Source organism: Endozoicomonas sp. OPT23, from assembly GCF_009653635.1.
Taxonomy (GTDB): Bacteria; Pseudomonadota; Gammaproteobacteria; order Pseudomonadales; family Endozoicomonadaceae; genus Endozoicomonas_A.
This window is the reverse complement of record NZ_PPFD01000002.1, coordinates 326881-344118: the sequence shown is the minus strand read 5'-3', so window position 1 is coordinate 344118 and position 17238 is coordinate 326881. Positions and strand designations below refer to the sequence as shown.

Below are 17238 nucleotides of genomic sequence, written 5' to 3'. Positions count from 1 at the left end.
AGTTTTTCATTCGTTGAAAAACCTTAGGTTTATAAGGGTTTTTATCGTTTCAACTCTTCCAACAAAATTAATAAATTAAACACTCTGTACAGTGTGTGCTTTAGTCTTCTAAAGGCGATTTAACGTTTTGTTTAACTTATTAAATACGACGTTCTGGACGTCTCATTTCAATAGCTTATTTTCGTCTGATAACTGGCATAACACCTGCATAACTCTCTGTATCATGAAGGGAGCTGCCCATGGCCACACAACAGCTGTTTGTTAATTATCTGATTGAACTGCTCAAGACCGGTGATGAAGCCGAACGTTTTTACAGCGCCAGGTCACTGGGGAAATCCGGAGAGCCTCAGGCTGTTTCAGCATTGACCGGAGCCTTACTGGACGATGATGAAGACGTAGTTATGGAAGCGGCTCATGCACTTGCCCAACTTCCTGATCAAAGTACCGTCGAGGCACTTAAATATCTGACCAGTGAACATCCGGATGGTGACGTACGAACAGCAGCGACCGAAACACTGGGCGAACTGGCCAAAACCGTTCCCTCCGCTCGATCTGCTCTCTATCCACTGGTTGAGCCTGATAACCAGGAAGAAGCCTGGTACGACGGCTGGGATGACCGCTGGGATATTCAAAGGGCTGCCGTTATTGCATTAGGGAACTGTAAGGACAGAGACGCGGTTCCTGTTCTGAGATCAGCTCTTGATCATGATGACTGTCAGGATATAGAACCGGAGATAATGAAAGCCCTGGCACAATGTGGTGACCGTGGTGAACAGGTTCTGGTTGATTATCTTTCTGCAGACTTATCAACTCTGTCAGCACTCAAGCATGCCTGCAGAGCAGCACGGGCTCTGCGACACGGCAGTGAAAAGTCATCCGCTGTCGCTCTGTTCAAGGCAACCAGTTACGTCGACGATGAGCTGAAGCTGGCTGCGATTGAATCCATCGCCTTTCGAAACTGCCATGAATACCTGATTGATATGATGCAACTGCTGGTTCATGAGTCCGCAGAGGTTCGTCTTGCGGCTATGAAAGCTGCAGAACAACTCAGTAGATTGCCACAGGCAGACTGTCGTTTTTCACTGGGTGTGGAGAAGCTGGTTGCATTGCTGTCTGACTCACTTCCAGAAGTACAGACCGGAGCCTTGCAAATTCTATCAAGAACGCCTCCACATAAACTAAAGACACATCAGACGTCTATCGCTGAACAACTGGCAGAATGCCTGCTGTCTGCAAACAGCAGCGTTGTTTCAGCAACTCTGGATATTGCCGACCTGATGCCCGCCAGTTTGTTAAAAACGACACTATCACTACAACTTGAAAACCATGAACAACCTTTACTGAACCTTAAGCTACTAACCAGTTACTGGCCTGATCTGGTCAGCTCCGAAGAAGACCTGGCCGTCCTTACGACCCTGATTGAGCATGATCAACCTGTTATCAGACAAACAACTTTAGACTCTTTGGCAAAGCTGGCCAAAAGCGAAAATGAGGTTGGACAACTGGCATTTGCACAGTTTGAGCATCTTTTACTGCCAGAACAGAGTGGAACAGATTCAACGGCAGCAGACGATAACCTCATTCCACTAACAGAGCTGAACAGTGTCGGTGACGCCATTGATAAGGATGAATTCAGGGAGTCTATTACAGCCATTAATGAGGATTACCCGGAACAGCAAACTCGCAGTGGCACTTCCACTCTGGAAGCCATAACTCTCGACAATATCGCTGTCAGTACAGGTCTGCACTCAAGGCAGGAAGTCGAACACAGAGAGTTTCTTGAAGGCATGATGGCGGAGCTGCCAGAGGAGATGGAAGAGTTTGCCGACATTGCCAGAGGCAACATGGAGCAGGGAGAAAAAGTCCTTGATCAGGGACCAAAGAGAAAGCGCAAGATTGCCCGATTGCCCGATACCGATGTAAACATACAGGCCATACGAGCACTCTCTTTGTGCTCAACACCCAAAGCCGTCAACCTATTGTTAATTGCCCTGGCGAACCTTGAGGACAGTAACAAACATGAAGCCATCGCCTGCCTGACCAGAATTGCCAGTCATCAAGTATCTGATTTGCAAAATGACTTCAATAACGATCTGGATAACGAACTTGCCAACGCTTTCGGTCCAGCGGCAACCAGTTTGTTAGCCGGAAATGAAACACTGAGATTGCATTCTGCGCGCCTGCTGGCTGCAGTCGGAAACCCGGCGGCTCTGCCAGTACTAATGGAGGCGCTTGAAGATCAGGATATCAATGTTCAGATCGCCGCAATTGAAGCGCTCTCACATATTTCAAAACTGTCTGGTGACCTGAGTGAAGACGATCATGGTAATCCATTACCATCAATCACCGATGTGCTACTGGCTATTCACCAGAAGTTATCTGCTAATGATTCAGGTCCCAGGCTGGCTGCAATAAAGGCCCTTGCAGAACATAAAGTAGAAGATGTTGTTGATGATATTCTAACAGCTGGCCTGATTGATTATGGTTCACTGTCTCAGCAGGCTATCACTCATACTCTGGAGATTGATTCAGGACTGGCAGGAAAAGCTCTGCTTAATCGACTCAAAGCAACAGAAACCAGTACCGAACGAAACAAGCTGATTGCCATGACAGAGCTGCAGTGGAAGGCTTCAATTTGACTCAGCTCTTTCTATAGCAGGCAACACTGATCTCGAAACAGGTACCACCTTTTGGGCGGGGAGTATGAGTAATACTCCCTCCCATACTGTGCATCAGCTGGCGACAGACCGATAAACCAAGCCCTACACCACCACGTTTGATATCAGTATCATTGTTCACCTGCTCAAAGGCCTGATAGATATTTTTATCCAGCTCGCTAATACCTATTCCGGTATCTTCTACAGTCAGATACAGCCAGATTTTATCTTCCTCAAGATGCTTATCGGTTCTTGCTGAAATAGCAATAAAACCGTCGTCTGTATACTTGACCGCATTATCCATAACATTGGCGACCACCTTGAAGATTTTTCTTGCATCACCGTAAAGGTTTTCGGGAATACTATCGTCAATATGAAACTCCAGAAAAATACCTTTGTGATCACAGGCGGCCTTGAATTTGTCTTCCAGCAATTTAACCTGCCGTCTGAGATTAAACGGCACTTTTAATATAAAGAGCGAAGATGACTGCACTTCATTCAGTGATACCAGATTTTCAACAATATCGCTGGCTCTTTTCCCAGCCTCTCTGGCTTGTTTTAATGGTTTACTCTTTTCTGTCGTTTCAATTTTCTCCAGAGACTCACTCAAAGCTGCAATGGGCAAAGCCAGCTTTGAGGCCACAGCCTGTAAGAATTCATTCTTGATGCCAGTCGCTTCCACTAATCTCTGATTATCTCTCCTCACATCACTGATTCGAGCTGCTTCTTCGGCCTTTTCCTGCTCCCGATCCTGATCATTTCTTCGTGCCATAGCCAATGCCAGAATAATGGCTACCAGAGTCATAACCAGAGGTGTGATCACTCTACTGAATTCCACTTCCCCCAAGTCACCTTTCAGCACCATGGAATAAAAGACAGCGCCAGTAAGCTGGCAGATAAAGGCTATAACAAATAGCCATGTGGAGCTTTCCCGCTTCTTTACCAGACAGTAAATACCGGCAAAGGTGGTAATCAGAAGATTGGCCTGAACCTCTGCTATGACCAGTTTTGAAGCGTCCCCAAGCGGCAGCATGAAACTCATGGGAACAATCAACAGGCCACCTAGCAATAACACTGTAAATAACCGGCTGATGACCTGAGACTTATGATGAAGATCCAGAAATGACTGGGTGAACATTATCCCGGCAACACTGGAAATACTCATAAAAAAAGGCGTGGTACTGTTTACCATTGGGTAATCTGGCCAGATAAGGGCCTGCCCGGTGCCATTGACCGACAGGAAGTGAACCAAAAAGCCACCAAGATAGATCGAGTAATACAGGTAATAAGCGTGCTGACGTCTGATAAATAGCATCAGGTGATAAAACATCATCACCAGCAAAATGCCGTAAACGATACCAAACAGAGTATCCATCTGATTGGTTTGTTCCAGATAGGCTAATGGTGTCCAGAGTTTCAATGGCACCTGCAATGAACCACTGGTTTCTATTCTCAGATAAAAACGTGTCAATTCATTGCTGTAAAGCTCAACGGGAAACAGGAAAGAAGGATGAGCGACATCCCTGATACCAAAAGGGTACTTATCACCTGTATGGAACTCCTGAAAATCGCCCCAGCTATCACCTACATAAAGGGTCACCAGATCGAGAGCCGGATACCCTACTTCAACCAACCACTCGCCCAGATTTTCACCAAAGTAGGAAATATACTTGAGTTCAAATTTTAACCAGATCACCGTACGGGAGATGCCTGAACTCATTTCATTACCACGAATCGGCTTGAACTGACTGGCTATCTCGGGCTTATCAAGATCTTTAACATTCAGCAGACCATCAGGGTCTTCCAGATAATCCGAGATATTGATCAGGTTCATCTGCTCAGTGTTCTCGGTCACAACGGTAGATTCAGGCATGGCTAGGCTCCAGCATGGAGCCAGAGCAAACAGAAGAAACAGGAGTTTTATAAAGCCAGAGTGCGATCCTTGCATTTACCGGTCTTCATTCTTTATGAGAGTTATTTCCTCAGTCTAGCTGGATTAATTGCCGTCTGAAGCTTCACCTCTAGAACTATCTGAAGACTCTGTTGTTTTACTCAGTTTTTGCAGTTTTAAAACACCTTTATCCACATTAATGGCATAGTTTCGAGTACCCAGCCGACGATACATTGGCGATTCCTGCTTAAGAGGAATGATGGGCATCAGCATCAGCTCTCGGGACAAGGTCTTACGAAACTGCTCCATTACCAGGGTTTGAACCAGTGTCAGCTCAAGGTCCAGAAAGGCATCCTGCAATTCGAGGTCCGTAAAATAAAAGCTATGTTCTTCAGGTACATACTTAAGAGCCGCTGCTCCGGACACCCGTAAAGGGATTCGATCTGTCACTGCATTGCCGAACAGGTCAGCGTCAACAGAGCCCTTCAAAGCAAAAGCCAGATCCTGGCCATCGGTTTTCATCATCAGCTCAGGCGTTTCCAGATAAAGCTGAACATTAACCAATGGCATCAGCTCAAAATTACGAATCTGTGGAGACAAGTAATTGCTGTCCACCAGCTTCTGCAGCTCCTGTTGAGTCAGGCTGATGCTGTCGGTGCGATGGCTGCAGCCTGTGGATAGCAGCATAGAAAGCACAAGGAAGACATTAAACAGAAAGTTATTGAGGAAGCAGCTGCGAGGCTTTCTCAAGTGCGTTTCCCCGTCTCGAGGCAAGCGCATCAGCCCAGCGAACAGGTTCTGGCAGGCGATAACGGGAAAGACAGGATTGAACATAATCAATGGCCGTGGTCAGTGAAACTCTATGGCCAATGCTAACATAGAGTGGCCGAACAGAGTCTCTGCTTCTCAGTAACCGACCAATCACCTCTCCTTTATCCACAAGGTCTGCCTGTGAACCTCTGGCTTCAGCCAGCTCACCATGACTGCCACAAAGCCAGCTTTTGGCAACTCCAATGGCAGGCAACCCCGTCAGTACTCCCAGATGACAGGCGACACCAAAACGTCTTGGATGAGCAATGCCCTGACCATCGCAGAGTAATAAATCAGGAGATTGACGTAACTGATCGAGAGCTTTCAGAATCGCCGGACACTCTCTGAATGAAAGCAGTCCGGGAATATAGGGCATTACGGTTGGAATACGGGCAATACTGTAGTCAACAAGCTGCATTGAAGAGAAATCCAAAACAGCAACAGCGGCTCTGGTGATCTGTCCCTGCTGCTCAAAGCCTACATCTACTCCAGCAACCCGCCGGATATCTGTCGGCAGAGCGTCATTTTGAATCACTTTACCGGCAAGTTCCTTCTGAAGCGCAATAGCTTCAGAAGGTGTCAGAGACCCGTCCACATCAGTTGCGATAGACATTCTACCCAGTCTCAGATGACTTGGTATTTGGCTGGCAACCCTGCGGAAGCCTGATCTCCACTTCCAGGCCCGGGTAACAGTTCCTGGCCCTTATAGTGCCACCATGGTTAGTAATGGCACCACGAGCAATGGCTGTACCAAGGCCGAAACCATCATTTTCCTTACCACGAGTTTCATCCAGACGATTAAATGGCTCAAACATGGCTTCGAGAGACTCTTCAGCAACGCCTGGTCCGTAGTCACGGACGCGAATTACGATACTGTCCTTCTCCAGCAACATGGAAACATCGACTGTACTTTCTTCCGGAGTAAACCGAATAGCATTACGAATCATGTTTTCAATAGCAGCACTGAGCCAGTCTCTTACTGCACAGAGTTCAACAGCCTGACTGCGCAACAGTCTGACACTGCGATTACCTGCCTGAGCTTCGAAGTCCGCATCTTCAACCAGCGTTTGCAACAGCTGGTGCAGATTTACCTGTTCGCAGGCTTCATTCGTCGCACCGTGCTCAATACGGGAAAAACGGATAATCTCGCCAATCAGTTCATCCAGTCGCTCAATTTCACGTTCGATACGGGCATGTTCTGACTCCGCCTCATTGGTCTTTCGACGAGCCAGTGCCAGAGAAATCTGCAAGCGAGTCAATGGTGACCGCAACTCATGGGACACATTTCGAAGCAGGCGCTCCTTGTTGTTGATCAAGGTTTCCAGCTGCTCGGCCATATCGTCAAAATCACGGGCAAAGTCACCCAGTTCATCGCCTCGTTTACGAACCGATTCGTCCACTCGAGCAGACAACTGACCTTTTGCCAGACTTCTTGAAGTCCCCTGCAAACGACGAATAGGTACTACCAGATAGCGAGCCAACATAATGCAGAGCAGGAAGCTGACAGCCAACGCAATGATCACCAGATGCCACTGCTTTGACATAACCTTGGTCACCCGCCAATGCACCAACCTAGGAATTTCCTTGGTCAGGAACAGGTCATAAGCAGCAGTACCCACCTGAACCTTGCGAGGACCAACGACAACTACACCACTGCGGAAGGTAATGGTCGGTTCCTTACGATGATGAGTTCGGTCGTAGGCTGACATCAGCTCATCAGGCACGGTTCTTCTTCCTACCACTTCTCCGGCAGGATCAAACAGATAGAAGTAACTGCCCGTAAACTGGGGAAAAGGTGTATGAGAGGCCCAGCCTGAAGCCATGCGCTCCACTTTGCGGGAAACAATTTCCAGCTCGCGAAACAATTCACGACGCTCGGAAAGAAAATCGGACGGGTCAACGGTGATCGCCACAGTCACAACCATGGCGGCCATCATCGATAGCATGGTCAACCAGAACCAGGAAAACAGTTTCCAGAACAGGCTTCTGAATGGCCATGCCAGCATGCGTTTTAAAGATTGAATCATGGACGAATATAGAAGTAACCGGCTCCACGAACCGTTTTAATACGAGGTGAGCCGTCTGGGCGCACACCAATTTTCTTACGTACGTTACTCACGTGCATATCAATGGCACGATCATAAAGCGTAAGACGACGGTTAAGTGCTATCTGGGTCAGGTCGTCCCTTGAGATCAGCTCTCCGGCTTTCTCAATCAATGCCTTCAACACCATAAACTCAGTGGCAGTCAGCTCCAGAATTTCGCCACCAATCATGGCTTCACGGTTGGCCAGATTCAGATTGATATCATCAATCGAGAGAACCCGTTGTTCAGTGTCTGCAGCCGGTGTACGACCACGACGCAGAATGGCCTTGATTCGGGCCACCAGTTCACGGTGGTTATAAGGTTTGGGCAGATAATCGTCGGCACCAAACTCAAGACCGATGATACGGTCAACGTCATCGCCACGAGCAGTCAGCATCAAAACAGGGATGTCAGATGTCTGGCGTACTTTCTTGAGTACATCAAAGCCATTCAGCTTAGGCAGAGTGACATCAAGCAGAACCAGATTATATTCACCTGACAGCGCGGCATGAACACCGGCTTCACCGTCGTGCACGGCGTTAACTGAATAACCTTCCGTAGCAAGGTATTCAATCAGCAGTTCACACAGTTCTATATCGTCGTCTATCAGGAGAATTTCAAGGTTTTCGCTGCTCATTTCATGCTCCTTAATAAACAGCCATGAGCGGAAGATAAAAAATCACCCCGCACGGGCGGGGTTAAAGTACAGGCTCAGGGTACATAATTCGAAGTCACCCGTCAGTAGTTCTCTTTTTGTTCAACTTGAGCAGTATCAATAAACGAAACGATAGTTTTGTTTATTGAATTATTACCTTCACAGAGGTCTGCTGTCCGCTGTCTACTGAAACGGTGTCAATTGGGTTATTCACTGGTGCTGCCAGCGCGGCACCGGTAGTCAATATAAAAGCACCCAGTACGATGCTCATTAAAACCCGTTTCATGGTGCCTCCTTTGTTTTCTTGTCTGTTACTTGATGGTTCCAGTCTATTGATACTCATCTCTACCTTGGGGTTAGAGAGTGTAAGCACCAAGTAAAAGAATCCTTCAGAAAATATCACTGTGGCACATATTTCATGTACTAGACTCCACTCAGCCTGAAAGGTTCACTCCTCTTTTTCTGCACTTATTTGCGGAGCTCCCGATGAAGACTGCCAAGCTTTCTGTCTATTTCATTTTTAAAGTCTGCAGCCTTCTCATTGCTGTCTATTCGCTTCTGGCCTGTGATGACCAGAAGCCGCAGCAACATCAAATGCCACCACCCGCCGTTTCCATTATCAATATAACGGAACAACCTGTAGGCAGCCATAAAGAGTACGTTGCCAGGGCAGAAGCCTCTAAAACGGTCGACCTGAAAGCACGTGTTGAAGGCTTTCTGATCAAAAGAAACTTTATCGAAGGCCAGATGGTTGAGAAGAACCAGCTGCTATTCCAGATTGATAAAAAACCTTTTCAGGCCAGTCTGAAGAAGGCCGAAGCAGACTTGGCCAGTGCCAAAGCCGAACTAAATACCGCCAGAAAATCCCTGATACGTAATAAAGATCTTTTCAGAAAAGGCCACCTGAGTCAGGCCAGTCTGGATAAAGCCGTCAGTGCCGAAGCTCAGGCACTGGCCTCCGTGGAAGTGGCAGAAGCTGGAGTAGAAACCGCACGGTTGAACCTTGAATACACCGAAATTCATGCACCTTTCAAAGGTGAGGTGGGTTTAGCCAAATACAGCGTCGGTAATCTGGTTAATTCAGGCAGTGATTCATTGGCTCAGCTGACTTCTATCGATCCTGTCTACGTGAATTTTCAGGTCAATGAAAAAACAGTCATCAATCACTTACAGAGTGATGCTGGTAAAAACGATCTGACTGAAGATAACAAACGATATGATATACGACTGAGGCTTCCCAACGACAAAATGTACAGCAAGCTTGGCAAATTGAATTTTGCCAATACCAAGATTGATGAAACAACAGGAACCCTGACACTGAGAGCCGCGTTCCCAAACCCTGATGGTGTCGTTGTTCCCGGCTTGTACGTTACCTTGATTGTCGATAGTAGAGAAAAAGTACCCCATGTCGTCATCCCACAGGCTGCTGTGCAGGAAAATCAGTCTGGTTACTTTGTACTGGTCGTCAGCTCAGACAATAAGGTTCAGTCCCGACTGACAAAAATGGGGCGGCGCATTGGCCCTATGTGGGTGGTTGATTCTGGCTTGAAACCTGGCGAGCAACTTATTGTCGAAGGGCTGCAGAAAGTCAGAAATGGCGTAACAGTGAGTCCAACACGGGTTTCAGTGAATGCTGAAACAGGAGCAATAGAAGTAACAGCCAGTAAGTCTGCTCAACAGGGTCACTGAAATGATCAGTCAATTCTTTATCAACAGACCCAAGTTCGCTTTTGTTATTTCTATTGTTATTACACTGGTTGGTCTGATAGCCCTGAAAACCCTGCCTGTTGCTCAATTTCCTGAAATCACACCACCACAGGTCACTATCAACGCCACCTTCCCCGGGGCTGATGCGATAACCGTTGAAGAAGCCGTCATTAATCCGATTGAGAAACAGGTTAATGGCGTGCAGGGAATGATCTATATCGATTCCTCGGCAGGCAGTGATGGCAGCGCCAGTATCACCATAACCTTTGCACCCGGGACCGATCAGAGTATTGCCCTGGTAGATGTTCAGAACCGGGTTGCTGTTGCTACCCCCAGTTTGCCCGAGGCCGTCAGGCGACTGGGCGTTACCGTCAGCAAACAGTCGTCCAATATGCTGATGGGCGTCAACATTATTTCAAGCAAGGATCAGTACGACGAAATCTACCTGAGTAACTATGCCAATAATCTGCTGCTTGATCCCATAACCCGCATCAATGGTGTCGCCTCTGCCCAGGTGCTTGGTGCGATGACTTACAGCATGAGGCTCTGGCTGAACCCAGAACGAATGGCCTCACTGGATATCTCTGTTCAGGATGTGACCAATGCTCTGCAGGAGCAGAACGTTATTGTCTCGGCCGGTAAACTTGGGCAAGCGCCCAATCTGCCTGACCAGCAATTCACTTACTCGGTAAAAACCAAAGGCCGACTGACCAATCCGGAAGAGTTTGGCAACATCATTATCAAGGCTGATCAGGCTGGCTCCTATATCAGGGTAAAAAATATTGCCCGGGTTGAAATGGGTTCCGAAAGTTATGGCAGCATTGCCCACTTCGACAACAAACCAACTGCATTTCTTGTCGTTTATCAGCAGCCAGACGCCAATGCCATGGACGTAGCAGAGAGCGTTCGTAACACTGTCGACAACATTGCCAAATCAATGCCGGAAGGCATTACCTACACCATTGCCTTTGACACCACACGTTTTATCAAAGCCTCAATCGATGAAGTTGTAACCACCCTTTTTGAGGCCATTCTTCTTGTTATTCTGGTTGTATTTCTCTTTCTGCAAAACTGGCGCGCAACGCTTATCCCCACCATAGCCATTCCAGTTTCGCTGATCGGCACATTCGCCGTTATGAAAGCTTTGGGCTTTACCATTAACACTATCACTCTATTTGGCCTGGTACTGGCGATAGGGATAGTGGTGGATGATGCCATTGTCGTTATAGAAAACGTCGAACGTCTTATTACTAAAGAGAAAATGAATCCGAAAGACGCAACACTGGAAGCGATGAAAGAGGTGTCAGGCCCTATTGTCGCGACCACGCTGGTTTTACTGGCCGTGTTTGTTCCCGTCGGTTTTATGCCGGGGATAACGGGCGGACTCTATCTTCAATTTGCCGTCACTATATCGGTATCCGTTCTTATTTCATCGATCAATGCTCTGACTTTGAGCCCGGCACTCTGTGCCACCTTGCTGAAACCGGGAAAGATGAATCACATTACCTGGTTACAACCCGTCGACAAACTGATTGGAAGCCTCACTGGCGGCTATAAAGGTATTGTTTCCAGTCTGCTTAGAAAAAGCATTATCGCAATGGTTCTTTTTGTCGGCTTGATTGGTTCAACAGCGGTTCTCTTTGATCACACACCTTCAGGATTTGTACCCGAGGAGGATCAGGGGTTCTTTATCATCAACATTCAGTTGCCTGATGCCGCCTCTCTTAACAGAACCAATCTGGTTACTGAAAAAGTAACCCATCTTCTTAGAACCGACTCGAGTATTGAAAGCGTTATAACCGTAGCCGGTTTCAGTATGCTCAGCGGTCGTAACTCCAACAGTGCTCTGGCCATCGCCATTCTAAAACCCTGGAAAGAACGCCCTAATGCCGACCAAAGCCAGCAAGCCATTATGGGCAGAGCACAGGGCAAACTCTGGTCATTGCCAGAAGCACAGGTCATGGCCTTTGCCTTTCCATCCATTCCTGGGCTGGGTTCAACCGGCGGTTTTGATTTCAGACTGCAGGACACCATGGGCAGTACACCTCAGCAACTCAGTCAGGTTATGAACGGACTGGTTTATCAGGCCAATCATCAACCTGAACTGAGCAGGGTTTATAGCACCTGGCGAGCCAATGTTCCTCAGTACTTTCTGGAAGTCGATCGCGATAAGGCCAAAGCCATGACTCTGTCCTTGTCCGATATTTATTCAACTCTGCAAACTCAACTGGGCTCTGTTTACATCAATGACTTCAATAAATTTGGCCGCAACTACCAGGTCAAACTTCAGGCTGAAAGTCAGTTCAGGGCAAAGCCTGCTGACCTGAGTGATTACTATGTGCGAAATGCGAACAAAGAAATGGTACCTCTCACCACAGTGGCATCTCTGGAGCCAGTGTTAGGGCCAAACAGTATCGCTCATTACAACCTCTATCGATCCACCAAAATCAGTGGCCAGGCTGCAGAAGGCTATAGCTCGGGTGACGCTATTCAGAAGATGGCGCAGCTCGCAAAATCTCTGCCTCAAGGCTACTCATACGAATGGTCAGGACAGTCACTCCAGGAAATTGCGGCAGGTAGCCTGGCACCACTATTGTTTGCTCTGGCCTTTCTGTTTGTTTATCTGTTTCTGGTCGCACAATACGAAAGCTGGACGATTCCTTTGGCCATCATCTGCTCGGTTCCGGTTGCCACTTTCGGAGCCTTTGCAGGTTTAAACCTTTTCAGAGCCTTGTACCCGAGTCTTGCCAACGACATTTACGCCCAGATTGGCATGGTGCTGCTGATAGGTATTGCTGCAAAGACTGCCATTCTGATCGTAGAGTTCGCCATTGTTCAGCGTCAGTCAGGCAAGAGCATTTTTGATGCTGCAGCCGATGCAGCTGAATTGAGATTCAGAGCAGTGCTAATGACCGCTCTCTCTTTTATTCTTGGGGTAATGCCTCTGGTCTTTGCCAGTGGAGCTGGAGCCGCCAGCCGTAGAGTGATTGGTACAACGGTTATGTCAGGCATGATTGCTGCCACCGTGATAGGAACATTATTAATACCAGTGTTTTACCTGTTGCTACAGAAGACCCGTGAGCATTTTGATCCCAACAAAGCGAACTGCTGACTCTGACGGTTCTGCTTAGGGCGCTTTGAGCATACAGACATATGAGTTCATACATTCTTTGCCCGCCGGAGGCAGGCAAAGAATGATTTAATATTCAATTTCGTGTGTCTGTGCACTTATCCACATACTTATTCAAACACTTTAATAGTTCAATTATTAACCAAGAGCGTGTAATAATAATTCCGAGGATCTTTTCAGTGGAGAGTCATTCGTTTGAACACGCTCGGCTTACCGCGAACAACAGGTATAGTTTTATTAGCCAGCCTTTTACTATCAGGCTGTTCAACCTCTTTGTTAGACGTTAACTGTCAGTATGAACCTGTTCGTGGACAAATGGTCGTGCACACCGTTAAAGCAGATTCTCTGCTTTTTTCATTTGAACCTTCATCTGCCGTCGACCGGGAGATATTTAAAAAGAAGGGGATCAATACAAAGCGAATGGAAATGAAGTTGCTGGACTCCCGCAGAGTGCCGGAAGTCCATAATCGCTACGATGCTATTGTCAGCCTGAAAACATCCGGCCCCTGTGCACCTTACATCATCTACCCGGGCCGAAAGCTCTGAAGAGCTGGCAACCCAGAAATCTCTCTTTAGCCGTTCACCAGAAAATGCACCCAGATGCTTGCTGCATATCCAAGAGCAATAGCCCAGCTCCAGCGTAGATGAGTCATAAAGGTATAAGACCCCTTTGATGCTCCCATCAAAGCGACACCTGCCGCAGAACCCACAGACAGCAAACTACCACCTACGCCAGCAGTCAGAGTGATCAACAACCACTGGAAGGTGTCCATTTCCGGGCTCATACCAAGAATGGCAAACATCACTGGGATGTTATCCACAACGGCGGAGATAACACCGGCCACAATGTTGGTCCATGTCGCCCCAATACCCAGATACATTTCTTCTGACACTACTTCCAGATAACCAAGGTAGCGAAGGCCTCCTACAGAGAAGATAACCCCAAAGAAGAACAGCAGGGTATCCCACTCAGCCAGTGATACCCGCTTGAATACATCAGGGTCACCGCCGATTTCACGCATAGGAGAAACTTTGCGAGTGCTCGTTAACCCCTGCAACTGGAGGAAATAGGCAAAGAACATCAGTAAGGACAGCCCAGTCATCATCCCCATAAAAGGAGGCAAACCCAGGAAGTTTTCGAAGGAAATAGCCAGACCAATGGTCACCAGAAACAGCAAACAAACCCTGACTCCGCCAACACGAATCTTGGCGTGGTCTTCCAGCGCCACCGGACAGCTGGTCTCAATAAAGGAGTTCATAATCAGTGCCGGAACCATAAAGTTCACAACAGCGGGGAGAAACAGTACAAAGAACTCGGTAAATTCAACTTTCCCAGCCTGCCAAACCATCAGTGTGGTGATGTCACCAAATGGACTGAAGGCTCCACCGGCATTGGCTGCCACTACAACATTAATCATGGCCAGAGTAACGAACTGCGGATTGCCCTTTCCTACCGACATAATGACGGCGCCCATCAACAAGGCAGTGGTCAGGTTGTCCGCAATGGGTGAAATAAAGAATGCCAGAATACCGGTTACCCAGAACAACTGTCGGAATGAAAAGCCCTTGCGAATCAACCAGCTTCTCAGGCTGTCAAACACCTGCCGCTCTTCCATGGCGTTGATATAAGTCATCGCCACCAGCAGGAACAGAAACATGGCCGCATACTCTTCCAGGTCATGCATGACCGCCTTATGCAGCTCATCATGAGACACCCCTTCACCGGTAGCAATCCAGGCAATAATGGCCCAGATAAGGCCTGCCGCCATAATGACCGGTTTCGACTTTTTCAGCTTGAGCTGTTCTTCCGCCATAACCGCAACATAGGCCAAGACAAATATAACAATACAGACCCAGGCTAACGGGTGTTCAGTCATTCTGAGCAGGTCTTCGGCATAGGCTGCCTGGGGTAGGAGAAGAAGGCCGAACATAAACGTCAGGGCAGGAAGAAACCTTCCGGAGCTGTTCACATCAATATCCTTTTAAATATGGAGTTAAGTAATTTTTATTGTGCTGCAATCCTACTCCTATCATCTTCATCTCTCCACCTGACCAAAGTAGGTATTTGGATTAAAACCAATCATGGAAACCATAGTAAAAATATCCGAATACTGCCGTTTGTTATGACTACAAATATAGGCAGAGTGTTCCCTTTATTTTTTTTTGATCTGATTAAATTTAAAGCGGGTCGGTAAAAGCCATATAAACTTTGTATCAGCTTATTTCTTTTACCTATTTCAAAATTTGTGAGATTTAACCATGACCATTGCCCGGAAACTTCATCGGTTTCTGAACGACCACCATGCGGAATACGAACTGGTTTCTCATCCTTATTCAGAACGGGCAGTCGATACTGCTCACTCAGCCTGCATTCCTGTCAAGAACATGACCAAAGCCGTCGTTCTCCATGACAACAAGGGCTATGTCATGGCCATCATGCCTTCTATGAATAAGTTGATGCTTCGATGGTTGAATACCAAACTGGATAGACATCTGAACCTTGCCACTGAGCCGGAAATAAACCGGCTGTTTCCTGATTGCGAACAAGGCGCAGTTCCTCCGATGGGAATGGCCTACGGCATTAATACCTGTTGGGATGATGAACTGAATTCGGTGAAGGATCTTTATCTTGAAGCAGGCGACCACAGAGAACTGATTCATTTAAACCGGGAACAGTTTAAGGAACTGTTTCAGGGGCAATCGCATGCAGCCATCAGCTGCGACCCCGAAGAGGAAAAAGCCTATAGAAACGTTCTTTAGCTCATATATAGCTATCGGGTCATCTTCTTCACAAAGACCACAACAAACAGCGCCAGAGTAAAGCTGCCTATGAAGGCTTCAAGTGCAGCGAAAAAGCGTGATGGCCCGACAGGTGTAAGATCACCGTAGCCAAGGGTAGTAAAGGTCACAACACTAAAATAGAGTGAATCAAGCCAGCCCCTCAGGTTCTCAGACAAACTAAAGCCTGGCTGATAGATCACCAGCTGACCGGAATCCTGAATACCAAACAGGAAGTAAAATAGTGAGCAGAATAAAATAAAGCTGGCAGAGAAAACTATAACTCTTGCCGGTTTTTCACCGTAACCACTGACCAGGTCCACCAGCCATGAAAGCAGTCTTGCAAAGGAATACCTTGGCAACCTGAACCGGTGAAGTCTCATTTCCTTATAGAAGAAATGACCTGCCCTGGTAAACATTCCCTGAGTTTCGCAATGGCGACGCAAATTTCTGGCGACCTCTCCAGCCTCTTCAAAACACTCCAGAGCTTCCTTGTGCTTACCCTGCTGACAGAAAGCTTTTCCCTTTTTTTCCTGCAGGATCTTGTTGCCGAAATGAGTATGTTCAATACCTGCATTCTTCAGGTTAACGCCCAACAAGTCGCAGTTTTCCAGATTACTACGCCGAAGGTTGGCTTTTGAAAGATCTGCTTTCAACAGGCTGCTGCCTGAAAGGTCGACACGATAAAGATGGGCGCCCTGTAAGCTGGCGCGACAGAGATTACTATTAATCAAGCGATAAGGCTGGCCATCAGGGTTGATAAGATTGATACCATCCAGATTGGTTTTCTTAAGCTGAAAGCCTTCCATTAGCACACCTGAAGCAGCTCGCTGTTCCAGTTTCTCCTTTATGTCGTCACCGAACTTATCGACAGAGGAATCATGCCAATAGCAGTAATCACTGTCTGTACTTTTACTCTCCTGACAGCGACCACCGCTTTTTCCGCGATATAGACACAGTGTTTCCATCACTCACCCAAACCCTTTTGAGATATCTTTATACTGTTTCGGCAACCTGTGATGGACTATTGAAAATGACAGCTACTTTTCAGCATTTATGACGGAAGAGCCGAAAAATGCATTCCCACCTGTCTCGGTGTATTCTTTGCTCCCCTTACAGAACAAAAGAGCAGAGCCGTGACAACGCTTTATGGAATCAGTAACTGCGACACCATTCGCAAGGCAAAAAAGTGGCTGGACGCTGCCGGTGTTGAATACACATTTCATGACTACCGTAAAAACGGCCTGGATCGCGACCAGCTTGAAAGCTGGAGTAAAGAGCTGGGCTGGGAAGCCCTGCTGAACAAGCGCGGCACTACCTGGCGAAAGCTGCCAGACGATGTCAAAGCCTCTGTTGATGAATCATCTGCCATTGAACTGATGCTGGAACAACCAGCCATGATCAAACGTCCTTTGCTGGACAATGGCTCAACGAAAGCACTGGGCTTTTCTGATAAACAATATTCCGAGCTTTTTGCTTGATTCACCGTCTTTTGCCCCAACAAACAGCCATAAGTGAAAACGTA

Annotated in this window: 13 protein-coding genes; 5 read left to right on the top strand and 8 right to left on the bottom strand. The window is 47.3% G+C overall.

Translation table 11 applies throughout. The annotated features are described in order from the left end of the window. Positions 1-239: 239 nt before the first annotated feature. Positions 240-2639, top strand: coding sequence for a HEAT repeat domain-containing protein (locus tag EOPP23_RS03405; RefSeq protein ID WP_153764573.1), 2400 nt, complete (start codon positions 240-242; stop codon positions 2637-2639). A gap of 1 nt (position 2640) precedes the next feature. Here EOPP23_RS03405 and EOPP23_RS03400 read toward each other — a convergent pair whose 3' ends face one another. From EOPP23_RS03400 to EOPP23_RS03375, 6 genes are all read right to left on the bottom strand, one after another. Next, positions 2641-4530, bottom strand: coding sequence for a sensor histidine kinase (locus tag EOPP23_RS03400; RefSeq protein ID WP_194842481.1), 1890 nt, complete (start codon positions 4528-4530; stop codon positions 2641-2643). A gap of 123 nt (positions 4531-4653) precedes the next feature. Further along, positions 4654-5235 carry a hypothetical protein gene (locus EOPP23_RS03395; RefSeq protein ID WP_153764571.1) on the bottom strand — a complete coding sequence of 194 codons (582 nt, stop codon included), beginning with the start codon at positions 5233-5235 and terminating at the stop codon, positions 4654-4656. 31 nt (positions 5236-5266) lie between these two features. Then, entirely contained in the window at positions 5267-5971 is a 705-nt protein-coding gene (nfi, locus tag EOPP23_RS03390) for a deoxyribonuclease V (protein WP_153764570.1), read from the bottom strand. A gap of 1 nt (position 5972) precedes the next feature. Continuing rightward, on the bottom strand, positions 5973-7385 hold the full coding sequence (locus tag EOPP23_RS03385; protein WP_153764569.1) for an ATP-binding protein: 1413 nt from the start codon (positions 7383-7385) through the stop codon (positions 5973-5975). Further along, complete coding sequence (locus tag EOPP23_RS03380) at positions 7382-8080, bottom strand: response regulator (protein ID WP_153764568.1); 699 nt, start codon at positions 8078-8080, stop codon at positions 7382-7384. The genes EOPP23_RS03385 and EOPP23_RS03380 overlap by 4 nt, the downstream gene beginning before the upstream one ends. Before the next feature lie 160 nt (positions 8081-8240). Continuing rightward, on the bottom strand, positions 8241-8384 hold the full coding sequence (locus EOPP23_RS03375) for a hypothetical protein (protein WP_153764567.1): 144 nt from the start codon (positions 8382-8384) through the stop codon (positions 8241-8243). Between the two features lie 200 nt (positions 8385-8584). Here EOPP23_RS03375 and EOPP23_RS03370 point away from each other — a divergent pair, with 200 nt between their 5' ends. Next, entirely contained in the window at positions 8585-9787 is a 1203-nt protein-coding gene (locus tag EOPP23_RS03370; RefSeq protein WP_153764566.1) for an efflux RND transporter periplasmic adaptor subunit, read from the top strand. 1 nt (position 9788) lies between these two features. After that, positions 9789-12917: an efflux RND transporter permease subunit gene (locus EOPP23_RS03365; protein WP_153764565.1), complete on the top strand. Its 3129-nt coding sequence runs from the start codon at positions 9789-9791 to the stop codon at positions 12915-12917. 590 nt (positions 12918-13507) lie between these two features. On the opposite strand, the gene nhaD is transcribed toward EOPP23_RS03365, so the two are convergent. Next, positions 13508-14866: a sodium:proton antiporter NhaD gene (nhaD, locus tag EOPP23_RS03360; RefSeq protein WP_153765010.1), complete on the bottom strand. Its 1359-nt coding sequence runs from the start codon at positions 14864-14866 to the stop codon at positions 13508-13510. 328 nt (positions 14867-15194) lie between these two features. Here nhaD and EOPP23_RS03355 point away from each other — a divergent pair, with 328 nt between their 5' ends. After that, positions 15195-15695 carry an aminoacyl-tRNA deacylase gene (locus EOPP23_RS03355; RefSeq protein WP_153764564.1) on the top strand — a complete coding sequence of 167 codons (501 nt, stop codon included), beginning with the start codon at positions 15195-15197 and terminating at the stop codon, positions 15693-15695. A gap of 11 nt (positions 15696-15706) precedes the next feature. On the opposite strand, the gene EOPP23_RS03350 is transcribed toward EOPP23_RS03355, so the two are convergent. Continuing rightward, complete coding sequence (locus tag EOPP23_RS03350; protein WP_153764563.1) at positions 15707-16681, bottom strand: ion channel; 975 nt, start codon at positions 16679-16681, stop codon at positions 15707-15709. Positions 16682-16849: 168 nt separating this feature from the next. Between EOPP23_RS03350 and EOPP23_RS03345 the strand changes: the two genes are divergently transcribed. After that, the gene (locus EOPP23_RS03345) at positions 16850-17194 is read left to right on the top strand and encodes an ArsC family reductase (RefSeq protein WP_370514607.1); all 345 of its coding nucleotides are present in this window, start codon (positions 16850-16852) and stop codon (positions 17192-17194) included. Positions 17195-17238 lie beyond the last annotated feature (44 nt).